9 protein-coding genes are annotated in these 14,300 nt (G+C 65.8%); 5 read left to right on the top strand and 4 right to left on the bottom strand.

Annotation, left to right across the window (positions count from 1 at the left end; all coding sequences use genetic code 11):
* Positions 1-124: 124 nt before the first annotated feature.
* From BP26_RS0123630 to glk, 4 genes are all read right to left on the bottom strand, one after another.
* Positions 125-1,513: a cytochrome P450 gene (locus BP26_RS0123630; protein ID WP_245611881.1), complete on the bottom strand. Its 1,389-nt coding sequence runs from the start codon at positions 1,511-1,513 to the stop codon at positions 125-127.
* 121 nt (positions 1,514-1,634) lie between these two features.
* On the bottom strand, positions 1,635-3,968 hold the full coding sequence (locus BP26_RS0123635) for a family 20 glycosylhydrolase (RefSeq protein WP_169740770.1): 2,334 nt from the start codon (positions 3,966-3,968) through the stop codon (positions 1,635-1,637).
* A gap of 241 nt (positions 3,969-4,209) precedes the next feature.
* On the bottom strand, positions 4,210-6,963 hold the full coding sequence (locus tag BP26_RS0123640) for a TonB-dependent receptor (protein ID WP_029923013.1): 2,754 nt from the start codon (positions 6,961-6,963) through the stop codon (positions 4,210-4,212).
* Between the two features lie 130 nt (positions 6,964-7,093).
* Positions 7,094-8,152 (bottom strand): glucokinase, encoded by a 1,059-nt coding sequence (gene glk / locus BP26_RS0123645; protein WP_211255033.1) that lies wholly within the window; start codon positions 8,150-8,152, stop codon positions 7,094-7,096.
* Positions 8,153-8,591: 439 nt separating this feature from the next.
* Between glk and BP26_RS0123650 the strand changes: the two genes are divergently transcribed.
* From BP26_RS0123650 to nagA, 5 genes are all read left to right on the top strand, one after another.
* Positions 8,592-9,872: a sugar MFS transporter gene (locus tag BP26_RS0123650; RefSeq protein WP_029923015.1), complete on the top strand. Its 1,281-nt coding sequence runs from the start codon at positions 8,592-8,594 to the stop codon at positions 9,870-9,872.
* Between the two features lie 152 nt (positions 9,873-10,024).
* The gene (locus tag BP26_RS0123655) at positions 10,025-11,122 is read left to right on the top strand and encodes a LacI family DNA-binding transcriptional regulator (RefSeq protein ID WP_029923016.1); all 1,098 of its coding nucleotides are present in this window, start codon (positions 10,025-10,027) and stop codon (positions 11,120-11,122) included.
* A 149-nt stretch (positions 11,123-11,271) separates the two neighbouring features.
* The gene (locus tag BP26_RS0123660; RefSeq protein WP_029923017.1) at positions 11,272-12,024 is read left to right on the top strand and encodes a GntR family transcriptional regulator; all 753 of its coding nucleotides are present in this window, start codon (positions 11,272-11,274) and stop codon (positions 12,022-12,024) included.
* A gap of 7 nt (positions 12,025-12,031) precedes the next feature.
* On the top strand, positions 12,032-13,099 hold the full coding sequence (locus tag BP26_RS0123665; RefSeq protein WP_051749347.1) for an SIS domain-containing protein: 1,068 nt from the start codon (positions 12,032-12,034) through the stop codon (positions 13,097-13,099).
* Positions 13,099-14,259, top strand: a complete 1,161-nt coding sequence (nagA, locus tag BP26_RS0123670; protein WP_029923019.1) for an N-acetylglucosamine-6-phosphate deacetylase — start codon at positions 13,099-13,101, stop codon at positions 14,257-14,259. Before BP26_RS0123665 ends, nagA begins: the two co-directional genes overlap by 1 nt.
* The last annotated feature ends 41 nt before the right edge of the window (positions 14,260-14,300 follow it).

The following is a 14,300-nucleotide window of genomic DNA, read 5'->3' on the forward strand; positions in this document are numbered from 1 at the left end:
GGGAAGTTATGCCACTATTTTTGCGATATCCATCGCAAAATGTAAAGTGACATCTCCTGCAGCAGCTTTTTCTTCAGGAAAAACAGGCGGGACGAGGCACTGCAAGGCGCCTCGTCCCGCCGTTTCAGTGCCGGTAGCCCCGCACCCTGACCTTGAAGCTCATCGCCGGTCCCGGCGTCGGCGCGGTCTTGGTCTTCAGCACATAGCCGGGCGACTCGAATTCGAGATCCAGCTTGTGGAAGACCTGGGCCATGGTGATCGCGAGCAACACCTCGGCCAGGCTCTTGCCCAGGCAGGTGTGGTGGCCGCGGCCATAGGGTGAATAGGTGCCGACCTGCATGTGCTCGGCGCGGGGCTTCTGGTAGCGGTCGATATCGAAACGCTCCGGATCGGGATAGAACTCTTCCTGGAAGTGCGGCACGCTGGTGCCGAGGTAGATCAACTCTCCTTCCTTGATCTGGTGGCCGGCAAAGACGAAGTCCTTGTTGGCGGTGCGGATCTGCGCCACGGCGATCGGGTACAGGCGCATCGCTTCCATGATGGCGCCGTTCAGCGCCGGCAGGCTCTTCATGAACTCGTCCTCGTTCACCGGCCCCCTGGCGAACAGCGCGTCCACTTCCTGCTGCACCCGGCGCAGCACCTCGGGATGCTTCAGCACGGCGTAGACGATGGCCGAGGTGGTGTTGGCCACCGTGTCCAGGCCGGCGACGTAAGGGCCGGTCATCAGCATGATCAGGTCGCGCTCCGGGATCAGCTCCGGATTGGCCTTGTGCGCTTCCATCACATCATCGATGAGGGTCTTCTGCTCCTCCGGCTTGCCCACACCGCCGCGGGCGGCGTCTTCCGCGCGGTAATCGGCCACCATCTTGCGGCCCAACTCGAACATGCGCGCCTTGGCCCGCTTGTATTCCGGCATCAGCATCATGAACTGCGGCCGCTGCCGCGTGACCAGCACGTTGAGGATGTAGAGGATGGTGGTGCGGATGTCCTTGACGTACTCGCGCGGGGTCGAGCCGGTCAGCACGGTGCCGAGCTGGTCCACCACCACGTACTGCATCGCCTCCACCACCGGCACCAGGGTGCCCACCTTCCAGTCGCGCTCAAGGCTGGCGTTGGTGATCGCGAGCATCTCGTTGTAGCGCCCCCGGATCGGCTCCTTGGAGAAGCCGCGCTTCATGATGCCGCGCAACTCCTTGTGCAGCTCGCCGTCGGTGGCACTGAGCATCTTGGAGGCGCCGAACTCGTCCACCAGGGGCTGCCAGGCCTCGCGGGAGCGCAGGCATTCCTTGCCCTCGCGCGTACCCATGAAATTGGCGGCCTCGGCGCCGGCGATGCAGGTATAGGTATTGGCCAGCACCTTGACCCGGAACACCGCGCCGTATTCGCGATAGCAGCGCACGAAGAAGCGCGCCGGGTCCTTGGCGAAATCGAACAGGCTGCCGATCAACGGCAGGCCGCGCACGTAAGGCGGACGCGGCGCCGAAGCGCCGCCAACGGTTTCCATCATGCCCATGACCAGCTCCTCCATCCGGTACGGCCGCGCCCATGGTGCGCGGTTCGCAAAAACATTTCTATTGAAATGTTATACCAGGTGCGATGTTATACCAGGATGCGGCGGCCTGCACCCGGAAGCCCTACCCGTCGCGCAGCAGTTGAACCGTATCGATCACCCATAATGGACCGGAAGCGCGGTGACCGACGAACAGGCACAGGGAATGGGTGCCGGCCTGTGGCGCGATAGCCGCCGATAGCGTCTCCGGCCGATGCGCCGCGGTATCGGCCAGGAGCGGCACCTGCGCCAGCAACGGGCCATCACAGCTGTCGCGGTGGATCTGCAGCTCGCCATGGCGCGTAAGGGGCGGCCGCGACACCACATTGCGCACATCCGCGCCGAGCTGGAAGTTGTACGGCAGCCGGCCCAGGCGCACTTCGACGCGCGAGACGCCATCCAGCGGCATGTCTGCATAGATCCAGCAGGGATCCATGATGTCCACCCGGTAAACCGCCTGCGTGCCGTCGTCGCGCAAGGGCCCGCCCAGGCGCAGCGGCAGCTTGGCCGAGCAGCCTTGCAGCTCGTCGCTATTGCGCAGCAGCAGGCTGGCGGCGTCGATATGCAGCTGTCTGGCTGACGTGATGGGCTGCCCGTCAATGAAGGCCGCGGCTGTTACCTGCTGCGGCAGCGCCAGGTGCAACGGCGCCTCGTAGCGCGGCGAGTCCGCCGCCGGTTCGCGGCCGTCCAGCGTATAGCGGATTTCACCGAAACCGGTCTGATTGGCCAGCGTGACCGTGGCCTCGCCCGGCACAGTGCCGGGGCTTGCCTGGATGCGCACCGCAAAGGCACTGTCGGCATAGCCGATACCCAGCGCCCGGTAGCGACCCAGTTCAGGCGGCAGGCGCGACAGGAAATCCCTCCAGTCGTGCACAGCCACCGGCGACCAGGCCACTTCGGCCAGGGCAGCCATACGCGGGAACAGCGCGTGCTCCACCCGCTGCGGCGTGATCATGTGCTCGGTCCAGACATTGGCCTGCACGCCGATGACGTGCCGCGCCTGCGCCGCATCCAGTTCCGCCGGCAAGGGCTGGAAGTCGTAGACGTTGCCGAGGGTGCTCAAGGTTGGCCGCCCTGGCGGCTCATCGTGGCCATCGCCCTGGAGGTAGTCGAAATACAGGGCGTTCGACGGCGCCATGATCACGTCGTGACCGGCGCGGGCCGCGGCGATGGCGCCCTGCGCGCCCCTCCAGGACATGACGGTGGCATCCGCCGGCAGGCCGGCATCGACGATCTCGTCCCAACCCACCAGCTTGCGGCCGTGCGCGGCGAGCAGGGTTTCCAGGCGCCGCATGAAATAACCCTGCAGGGCATCTTCGCTGGTGATGCCGAGCTGGCGCATACGCGCCTGCACCCGTGGCGAAGCCTTCCATTGGTCCTTGATCGCCTCGTCGCCGCCGACATGGATGTAGCGGCCAGGGAACAGCTCCATCACTTCGGCCAACACGCCGCCGACGAAGCCGAAGGTGCGCTCGTCGACGTTGAGCAGATAGGGATTGACGCCCCAATCGACCGACACCGCCGGTCGGTCGCCGAGAGAACCCAACCAGGGATAAGCGGCGATGGCGGCCTGGGCATGGCCCGGCATGTCGATCTCCGGCACGATGGCGACATAGCGCTGAGCGGCGTAGCGGACGATGTCGCGCACCTGCTCCTGGGTATAGAACCCACCGGTCCTGGGACCGCCTTCCGGTGGAATGCGCCAGGCGCCAACCTCCGTCAGTCGCGGGTACTTCCTGATCTCCAGGCGCCAGCCCTGGTCGTCGGTGAGATGCCAATGCAGGGTATTGAGCTTGTGCAGCGCCATCCAGTCGATGAGCTGCTTGACGAACGCAGGCGGCATGTAGTGCCGCGACACGTCCAGCATCACTCCACGCCAGGCGAAGCGCGGGCCGTCGAAGATATGCACGGCCGGCACCGTCACCGGCGCACCCTGCGCGGAATCCGGCGTCAGCAGCTGCCACAGCGTCACCGCGCCGTAATACAGACCCGCCGGCGCGCGCGCCGCGACGCGGATGCCTTGCGCGGAGACATCCAGTTGGTAGCCCTCGTCCGTTGCACCGCCGGCCTGCGGGTCGATGGCGAGGACGATGGCGGGCGGGGCCGGGCCGCTGCCCTGCCCCGTGCCGACGGCCAGCTTCAGCCCGCGCACCTGCTGCACGTAAGCGGCGAGCAGCCCGGCGATCCCCTGCGCGTCGGCATTGCCATCCGGTACCAGGATAGGCGTGTCCGCAGCGACGGTGAATGCGCCGCTGCGCCACTCCACCAGGGCCGGCAGCGGCAGCAGCGGCAGGTCACGCAGCGTTGGCGCCGCAGCCGTGGCGGGCGTAGCCGGATGCGAACCACAAGCGGCTGCGCCAAACAGGGCGGCGCAGACCGTCGCGAGGGAAAAGAGGGCGATACGAAGCCTGAATGTCATGATCGGCCAGAGCATGTGTAGGAATGTAGCCGGGGATGATCGTAGTCCCGAACACCCGGCTGCATCCGCATAAAAAAAAGCGGGCCCGAAACCACCGGGCCCGCACAGCACCTTACCACTGTGGGAGAAACGTGGTTACAGCTTCAGGTGCGACGTTGCAAGGAACTCACGGCCGCTCCTGTAGCGGTTGATGGGCAGGTCGAATCCAGACGGTTGAGCGCATCGCATATGAACACCTCGATCAGAACTTCAGGTGCAGATTGAAGTAGTACTGGCGGCCGTTGACGTAGGAGGCGTGCGGCTGCTCGCCGAAGGCCGGGTCCTTCACCGTGTACCTGAGCGTCGGATTGTTCAGGTTCAGCGCATCGAACGACACCGAAGCCCAGTCGGTGATTTTGGCGCCCAGCGCCGCGGCGAGATTGCCAGTGCCTTGCTGGTAATAGTTCGCGGCGCGGGTGACACCGGCGAAGAACTCCGAGCGATAGGTATAGCTCACGCGTGCATTGAAGCGATCGCTCTCGAAATAGCCCGAGAGGTTGTAGGTGTTTTTCGAGGTGCCCTGCATCGGCTGACCGCCGTCCGCCTTGCCGTCGGCCCAGGTGTAGTTCGCAGCAAAGCCGAAATTCTTCAGAATCGGCTGGATGTAGTTGAACTCCACGCCGTGGATGCTGGCGTGGGTGTTGGTCGGCACGCTGATGGTGTAGTTGCTGAAGACGTCGTGGCCGACAGTCTGGCTGGCCTGTATGTCCTTGAACACGCGGATCTGGTTGCCGAAGTTCACGTAATCCTGCAGATCCATGCTGTACACGCCGGCCGACAACAGGCCGCGCGGCGCGAAGTACCACTCCAGCTCGCCGTCGAAGTTGGTGGAGACGATCGGATTCAGCTTCGGGTTGCCGCCGCTACCCTGGTGCGTCAGGTCGTTGGCGGAGACCGAGCCGGCCAGCGCAGAATAGTCCGGGCGGGTCATGGTCTGCGAAGCGGCGGCGCGGGCAACCAGGTTCTGGGTCAGATCGAACTTCAGGTTGCCGCTGGGCAGGAAGGTGCCGTAGCTCTTCTTGAACACGTTCCAGTAATAATCGCCGAAGGCCGAGCCGGTGATCGGGCCGGTGACGGATTTCGCGTCGGGGTCGGGATTGGTGCTGGCGTAGCCGATGGTCTCGTCAGTATTGACGTAGCGCGCCCCGATGTTGCCGCTCCAGCGGTCGCCGCTGAAGTTGAGCTGGGCGTAACCCGCCGCATCGTTCTCCTTCACGCTGTAGGTATCCTGGAAGTAGAAGCGGGTAACGGGGTCGCGGTTGGCGAACTTCGCGTCGATCGCGGCAAGCTGTCCGGGCGAGTAGTACCAAACATTGCCGGGGAAGCTGCCGCCGAGCGAACTGCTGAAGTCGCTGGGATAGTTCTGATAGGTGGTCGGATAGTTCGCCGGGTTCTGCCAGTCGGTGGCGAAGTTGGGTCCCTGGGCGATTTCAAACGGGTTCTCGCGCTTGTGCGTCGCATAGCGCGCGCCGAACTGCAGCGTGGACAGCATGCCCTGCCCGATGTCGTAGGTGCCGTCGCCCTGGAACCAGTTCTCCGAGTCCTTCACGTGGATGTCCTGGCCGCCGAAAATCCAACCGTTTTGCGGCAGGATGCCGGAAGGCGTGCTGTTGTCGCCGCCGAGCACCCAGTTGATCGCCTGGTTGGGGCCGCGCATCTGCCAGCTGCCACCGGCGTTGCCGCCGGTGCCAAGCTCGATCACGTCCTGGGTCGGGCTGTTGCCCTTGCCATGGGTGGTGCCGACCTGTCCGCCGAAGGTCCAGCGCTCGGCAGCGTGCCACTTGCCGTCCAAGGTCACATAGTTGGATTCAGACGAGGCCCCTGGGCGAGAGATCTGGTCGTAGACGCCGTATGGCGTAACCGTACTACTGGACTGCGGCGAGAAGGTGGCGCCGGTGAGCACGTTGTTCTGCACCGTGTAACCCGGCTGCAAACCGGCGCCGCTGGGCACGTACTGACTGTTCCACAGCATGTAGTTGCGGTTGTAGTTGTCCGCGTTGAGCTTGGAGTAGAAGCCATTGAGATCCAGCGTGAGGTCATTGGTCGGCTTCCACTCGACATCGATCAGACCGCCCTCGCGCTCGCGCTTCTGCGTGAACAGCGTTTCGCCGACCAGGTTCGGGTAGTAGACCCCGGCGAGATCCGGATGGTTCTTCGCAATGGTGTCGCTGGCCGCGATCTGGTTATAGCCACCGACGACTTCCTGGCCGTTGCGTTGCAGATCGCGCTTCTCGTAGAAGCCTTCCAGCATCACGCCGAAGCTCCTGCTCGGCTTCCAATTGACCAGGCCGCTGAACTGCGGGTCGGTCTTGCTGGGTAGGTCGGCGTAGACGCCACCGGCGCTCACTTCGGCGGTCAGGGGCTTGCCGAAATCCAGCGGGCGGCGGGTGACGATGTTCACCGAGCCGGCGGTGCCGCCCTCCACCAGACTCGCCTCGGAAGATTTCTGCACCACCACCTGGCTGACGATTTCCGAGGGCAGCAGGCTGTAGCTGACGCTGCGGCCCACAGTCTGCACCTGGCTCAGCACGAACCAGTCGCCGGTGCCGATGGTGTGTCCGTTGACCAGCGTTTGGGTCAGACTGGGGTTGGTGCCACGCAGGGAGACGCGATCGTTTTCGTCGAAGCCGCCTTCGTCGGCGCTGGCCGAACTGATGTTGACACCCGGCAGGCGCTGCAAGGTGTCGGCAACGTTCTTGGCCGGCAGCTTGCCCACGTCTTCCGCGGTGACGACCTCGCTGACGACGGCGCTGTCGCGCTTGCGCTCCAGCGATTTCTTCAGGCTGGCGCGGATGCCGGTGACGGTCACCCCCTGCAGCTGCTTGGCCTGGTCGGCGGATGTGTCGTTGGCGGCGGCAGGCGTCGTTGCAGGCGCGGCGTCCTGTGCGTAGGCGCCGGTCGAAGTGGCGAAACACGCGGCGATGCCGGCGATCAATGCTTTTTTACGGTAAGGCATGTTTTCTACTCCCCTTGTGGCTGTGGCTGCGCCCGGACGCGGCCGGATGCACATCTGCTATGGCATCTGCTATGGCTCTCTCACTTCCCTAAAGCTCGCAACTCAAAACAAAATCCAAAACAACATTGATTCAGCGTCCGCCGCCGCGTTGCGCTGCGCCTGCGTTTTCGCCTGCTCCACCCAGGTACCAGCTGGCCGCGCCGATCACGCCGATCTGGCCGTGCTCGATCAGGCGCACCGGTACCCGCTCCAGCACCGGTCGCATCTGTCCCTTGTCGAGGAAGCGCGCCTTGAAGGTGCTGTGCAAAAGAAAAGACTGGATCTGCGGCAGGATGCCGCCCGCGAGATAGACGCCGGCCTGGGCGCGATACAGCATCACCAGGTCGCCGACCACCCCGCCCATCAGGCCGCAGAACACCTCGAGGGCCTCATGAGCCAGGGCATCGCTGCCCTGCATGGCGGCGTCGCTGATCGCCGCAGGGGCGCGCAGCGCCGGAGCGGCTCCGCGCAGGGCGCAAATCGCGCCATAGAGATTGACCAGGCCGGGGCCGGACAGGAGCTGTTCCACCGGCACGTGCGTCGTACCACGCCGCAGCAGCCGCAGGATTTCGATTTCCACATCGCTGCCCGGGGCGAAGCTGGTCTGCCCGGCTTCGGTGGCCAGCACCACGGTGGTGCCGCGGCCGGCGGGGATGCGCGCCGCAGCACCGAGCCCGGTGCCCGGTCCGACCACCAGCACCGGCCCTGTTGCGACGGCTTCGGCCGGGCCGCTGAGCAGGGTGGTGCCGGCGTTGTCGATGCAGGGCACGCCGTGCGCCACCGCCTCGAAGTCATTGACCAGGGCCAGCTTGCGCAAGCCCAGCGCGTCGCGCATTTCGTCGATGGAGACCGGCCACGGCAGATTGGTGTTGATGACCCGGCCGGCGACCGCATAACCGGCACAGGCCACCGCGCCTTCCTCGATGCCGCCCCCGGCGGCGTCGAGGAAATGCCGCAGGATGGCAGTCAGGCTGGGATAGTCGGCACAGACGTATTTGCGGAACTGCTCGACCTGCACCGAAGCCCCATCGCCGCGCCGCGCGCTGACAATGGCGACACGGGCGTGGGTGCCACCGACGTCGGCGGCAATGAAGCGCTTGCTTCCCTGCTGGGCCTGGACTGAGTCGATCTGGCTAGCGACTTGAATCAAACCTGCGCTCCCTCCCGGTATTGCCGTCCTTTCGATCACGACGGCCATTTCATGGTCGCGCGCTCTTGGTGAACCGAGTCTCCCCTCAAAAGACAACGTTGTCAATAATAGGACTACAAGACATTCAAATCGGCTGGGAACGGCTGGTACGCCAGAATGGCGGATCAGCTTACCACCGCGTGAAATTGCCCTTTTACAATCAACATTTTGTGGCGCTTATTTACAAAACGACCTTAATACACTGGCAATCCGTCAATAACCCGCCCCAGGCAGTACCGCCAGGTTCGGCGCGCGCGAAATTCCGATCCACGCAATAAGGAAAGCAAGACAACGATGACAACGTTGCTCTTATTTCATTCGCAATTGATAATCGGGCAAGACCGCGGCGATACACCGGCAAACATCAAGAGGGGAAATCGGGAACATGAACGCAATGCAGATGGCGACGCGCGAGGAACGCTCACCGCTGGCGCCGACCATCATCATCGGCACGCTGTTCTTCATCTTCGGGTTCGTCACCTGGCTCAACGGGCCGCTGATCACCTTCGTCAAGCTGGCCTTCGACCTGGACACGGACGCGAAGGCCTTCCTGGTGACCACCGCGTTCTACCTGTCCTACTTCTTCCTCGCCCTGCCCTCGGCCTGGATCCTCGAGCGCACCGGCATGAAGAAGGGCATGGCGCTGGGCCTGTCGGTGATGGCGGCCGGCGCCTTCGCCTTCGGTACCTTCGCCACCGCGCGCCACTACCCCGGTGCGCTGGCGGGGCTGTTCATCATCGGCTCCGGCCTGTCGCTGCTGCAGTGCGCCTCCAACCCCTACATCAGCATCCTCGGCCCAATCGAAAGCGCCGCCCAGCGCATCAGCCTGATGGGCATCTGCAACAAGACCGCCGGCATCATCAGCCCGCTGGTGATCGGCAGCACCGTGCTCAGCGGCGTCGATATCATCGAGCAGCAGGTGCGCAACGCGGCCGATCCGCAGACGCGCGAGGCGCTGCTCAATGAATTCGCCGCCAAGGTGCACGCGCCCTACATGGTGATGGCCGGCATGCTGGCCCTGCTGGCGCTGTGGATACTGCGTTCGCCGCTGCCGGAAATCCGCGCCTCCGAGGTCAACGTGCAGGTGCGCAGCGAAAGCGCGCCGCGGGAGCGCACCAGCATTTTCCAGTTCCCGCACCTGTGGCTGGGCGTGCTATGCCTGTTCCTCTACGTCGGCGTGGAAGTGATGGCGGGCGACGCCATCGGCACCTATGGCCGCGGCTTCGACCTGCCAGTTGGCCAGACCAAGTACTTCACTACATTGACCATGATCGCGATGCTGCTGGGATACGTCGCCGGCATGTTCGCCATCCCGCGCTTCATCACCCAGGCCCAGGGCCTGACCATCTCGGCGGTGCTCGGCGTGGTCTTCACCGCATGCGCCTGGCTCAGCACCGGATATGTCTCGGTCGGCTTCGTCGCCGCCCTGGGCCTGGCCAATGCGCTGATGTGGCCGGTGATCTGGCCCCTGGCCATCGCCGGCCTGGGCCGCTTCACCGAGAAGGGCTCGGCCCTGCTGGTCATGGGCATCGCCGGCGGCGCGCTGATTCCGCGGCTGTTCGCCACCCTGAAGGAGCAGCTTCCCTTCCAGACCGTATTCCTGTGCATCATGGCGCCCTGCTATCTGTACATCCTGTACTACTCGCTGCGCGGCCACCGCATCGGCCAGCCGGAACGCTGAGCGAGGGCGGCGGCAAAAGCGAATATACTGGGCGCGATTGTCAACGGCCCTGACCCGTGTCGATCCACGCGACGCGCAAGAAGCGCCGGAAATCGCCTGGAAGCGGCTCCGGCGGGCGCAGTGCGACGCTCACGGGAACGCGACATTCGAAGATGGCAAAAAGCACCATTCGCGACGTAGCCAAGCGGGCCAAGGTTTCCCTCAAGTCGGTTTCGCGGGTCATCAACCACGAGACCTCGGTGCGCGAGGAAACCCGCAACCGCGTACTGCAGGCCATCGCCGACCTCAACTACCAGCCCGACCTGTCGGCGCGCAGCCTGCGCAGCGCCCGCTCCTATGCCATCGGCCTGGTTTACGACAACCCCAATCCCTACTACGTCATCAGCGTGCAGAACGGCGTGCTCTCGGCCTGCCGCGAACGCTGGTTCGGTCTGCAGATCCACCCCTGCAACTCGTCCTCGCCGCGGCTGGGCGAGGAGCTGGTGGAACTGGCCCAGCGCTCGCGCCTGGCCGGCCTGGTGCTGGCACCGCCGATGTCCGAGCGCACCGAGATCATCCAGTACCTCGCCGCCAACAACATCAAGTTCGTGCGCATCATCTCCGCCGCCGAAGACCCGCACGATGAATTCCCCTGCGTCTTCGTCGACGACCGCGACGCCGCCTACGACATCACCGAGCACCTGATCCAGCTCGGCCATATCCGCATCGGCTTCCTCTGGGGCGGCAAGTCCCACCGTTCCAGCTGGGAACGCTACAAGGGCTACGAGAGCGCGCTGAAGGACTACGGCATCGCCCTGGACAAGCAGCTGATCGTGGAAGGCGACTACTCCTTCGACGACGGCTTCCGGGGTGGCCGCAAGCTGCTCGCCGTGCCCGACCGCCCCACCGCGGTGTTCGGCTCCAACGACGAAATCGCCGCCGGAGTCATCGCTGCCGCCAAGTCGAGCGGGCTGGATGTGCCCTTCGACCTGTCCGTCGCCGGCTTCGAGGACAGCCCCTTCTCCAAGCACTCCTGGCCCGCGCTGACCACCGCCAAGCAGGCCACCGAAGAGATCGCCCGCTCCGCCGCGCTGCGCCTGATCGCCGGCCTGTCGGCCAAGGAAGGCGAGCCGGAACAACCCCTGCCGCCGAACGAGGGCTTCAGCCCGCAGCTGGTGGTACGCGGCTCCACCGCCCCGCTGCGGCAGCGGCCGGCCAACACTGAACCGGCAGCCCCTGCCGCCCGCGCCCGGCGGCCACGGCAGGCGTAAGGCGAACAACTGTTTCCGACCGGATCCTGGATCAGAGTCCTTGCGGCATCGCCACCAAGGCAATACCACTGAGATACCAAGCGCCTCCTAATAACCACTTGGATTTGATTCAGTTGAGCCAATTGGTATCGTAATGGTATTGTACTGGTATGGAAGTCACCCTGCTCGACGCCTACCGCACCCTGGGCCTGGAACGACAGCCGGAACACGGCCTCGCCTACATGAGCCTGCGCCGCGCCATCCGCCACACCATCGAGAGCGGTGCGGCGCTTGCAGGCCAGGCCCTGCCCAGCGAACGTGAACTGGCCCGGCTGCTCCAGCTGTCCCGCGTCACCGTGCGCAAGGCCATCACCGGCCTGGTCAGCGACGGCCTGCTGGTGCAGCGCCAGGGTGCCGGCACCTTCGTCGCCGACCGCATCGTCAAATCCTTCTCCCGCCTCAGCAGCTTCAGCGAAGACCTGCGCGCCCGCGGGCTGAAACCGCGCTCGCAATTCCTCGACCGCGGCACCGGCACGGTGACGCCGGAGGAAGCGATGGCGCTGAACCTCTCGCCTGGCGCGGCCGTGGTGCGCCTGCATCGCCTGCGCTTCGCCGGCGACGAGCCGCTGGCGATCGAGCGCAGCGTCATTCCGCGCGCCTTCCTGCCCGATCCGGCACTGATCGAGCATTCGCTGTATGAAGCCTTCGACCACCTCGGTTGCCGCCCCAGCCGTGCCCTGCAGAGATTGCGCGCGGTGGCTTTCGACGCCGCGCAGTCGCGCCTGCTCGGCGTGCCCACGGGCAGCCCGGGCCTGCTGATCGAACGCCGCGGCTTCCTCGAAGACGGCCGTGTGGTCGAGTTCACCTGCTCCCATTACCGCGGCGACATCTACGACTTCGTCGCCGAACTGCATAACGACTGAGCCCCCAATGAATCCAGCATCAGCCCTGCAAACGCCGCCCCTGCCCGCGCCCGATGCCACCATGATGCACCGGGAAACCCGCGAGGCCATCGACGCGGTAGCGCACCAGCTGGCGCGCAACGACGAGGCCATGGGCAGGCTGGTGGGGATGCTGCACAAATACCCGCCGCGCTTCGTCGTCACCTGCGCCCGCGGCAGTTCGGACCACGCCGCCACCTTCGCCAAGTACGTATTCGAAACCCAGCTCGGCCTGGTCACCGCCTCGGCCTCGCCCTCGGTCAGCTCGATCTACGGCTCGCGGCAGAAGCTCGACGGCGTGCTCTACCTGGCCATTTCGCAGTCCGGCAAGAGCCCCGACATCGTCAACCATGCCAAGGCCGCGCGCCGCGCCGGCGCACGTGTCGTCGCCCTGGTCAACGTCAAGGAATCGCCGCTGGCCGAAGTGGCGCACATGGTCATTCCCCTCCAGGCCGGCAGCGAGCAGAGCGTGGCGGCGACCAAGAGCTACCTCTGCTCGCTCTCCGCCATCCTGCACCTGGCGTCGCGCTGGAAGGACGACGCCGCGCTGACCGAAGCCCTGGCCGCGGTGCCGGAACAGATGCGCGCCGCCTGGACCCTGGACTGGTCGCCGCTGGTGGACGGCCTAGTCGATACCCGCAACATGTTCGTGGTCGGCCGCGGCTTCGGCCTCGCCGCCGCGCAGGAAGCCGCGCTCAAGTTCAAGGAGACCTGCGGCCTGCATGCCGAGGGCTTCAGCGCCGCCGAGGTGAAGCACGGCCCCATGACCCTGGTCGGTCCCGACTTTCCGCTGCTGTTCCTGACGCAGCAGGACGACACCCTGCAAGGCACGCTGGAAGCCGCCGCCGAATTCCGCGCGCGCGGCGCGCGCGTCTGGGTGGCCGGCGCCGACCTGGCCATGCCCGGTGCCCTGCCGGCCTGCGCGGTGCGCCATCCGGCCTGCACGCCGCTGGTGGAGATGCTCAGCTTCTACAAGGCGGTGAACGCCCTCGCGGTGCGCCGCGGGCGCAACCCGGACGCACCGCCCCACCTCAACAAAGTCACGAGCACCGTCTGATGCTGCGCGCCTTCGTCAACGGTCGCATTCTCGGCGACGAACACATCGAGGCAGGCCGGGCCGTGCTGGTGGAGGACGGCATCATCGTCGACGTGGTGGCCGCCGACGATGCGCGCGTCGCAAGCGCGCGGCAACACGACCTGGCCGGGCAGCTGTTGCTGCCCGGCTTCATCGACACCCAGGTCAACGGCGGCGGCGGCGTGCTGTTCAACGACGCGCCGGAACCCGGCAGCGTGCGGCGCATCGCCGCGGCGCACGCCCGCTACGGCACCACCGGCCTGCTGCCGACCCTGATCAGCGACGATCTCGACACCATGCGCCGCGCCGTCGCCGCGGTGGATGCCGCGATCATCGCGGGCGTGCCGGGCATCCTCGGCATCCACCTGGAAGGCCCCTTCCTGTCACCGGAACGCCGCGGCGTGCATGACCCGGCGAAGATCCGCGCCATCGACGCACAAGGCGTGGACGTCGCCGGTTCGCTCCAGCACGGCAAGACCCTGCTGACCCTGGCACCCGAACGCACCACGGTCCAGGTGATCGCCGAGCTGAATGCGCGCGGTGTGATCGTCGCCGCCGGCCACACCACTGCGAATCATGAGCAGATGCGCGCGGCCCTGGCCGCCGGCGTGCGCGGCTTCACCCACCTGTTCAACGCCATGACGCCGCTTCAAAGCCGCGAACCCGGCGTGGTCGGCGCGGCACTGGACGACGCCGCCAGCTGGTGCGGCCTGATCGTCGACGGCCACCACGTCCACCCCGCCACCCTGCGCGTGGCGATCCGCGCCAAGGCCCTCGGCCAGATGATGCTGGTGACGGATGCGATGCCGCCGGTCGGCAGCGACGATCCGACCTTCCGCCTCGGCGGGGAACTCGTCACCTGCCGCGACGGCATCTGCCTGACGCCGGGCGGTGTGCTCGCCGGCTCCTGCCTCGACATGGCCTCGGCCGTACGCAACACGGTGTCCATGCTGGATCTGCCGCTGGCCGAGGCCGCGCGCATGGCCTCCACCTACCCCGCCACCTTCCTCGGCTTGGCAGCCACCCACGGCCGCATCGCCGCCGGCTGCCGCGCCGACCTGGTGGTGGTGGACGACGGCATCCACGTGCGGGAAACCTGGATCGGCGGCGAGCGGGTATTCGACAGCAGCACAAAGCCGTAGAACAAAAGCCGGCGATACCGATGCAAGCGCATCGGCATCAC

The sequence above is a fragment of the Nevskia soli DSM 19509 genome (assembly GCF_000711955.1).
In the GTDB taxonomy this organism is placed as follows: domain Bacteria; phylum Pseudomonadota; class Gammaproteobacteria; order Nevskiales; family Nevskiaceae; genus Nevskia; species Nevskia soli.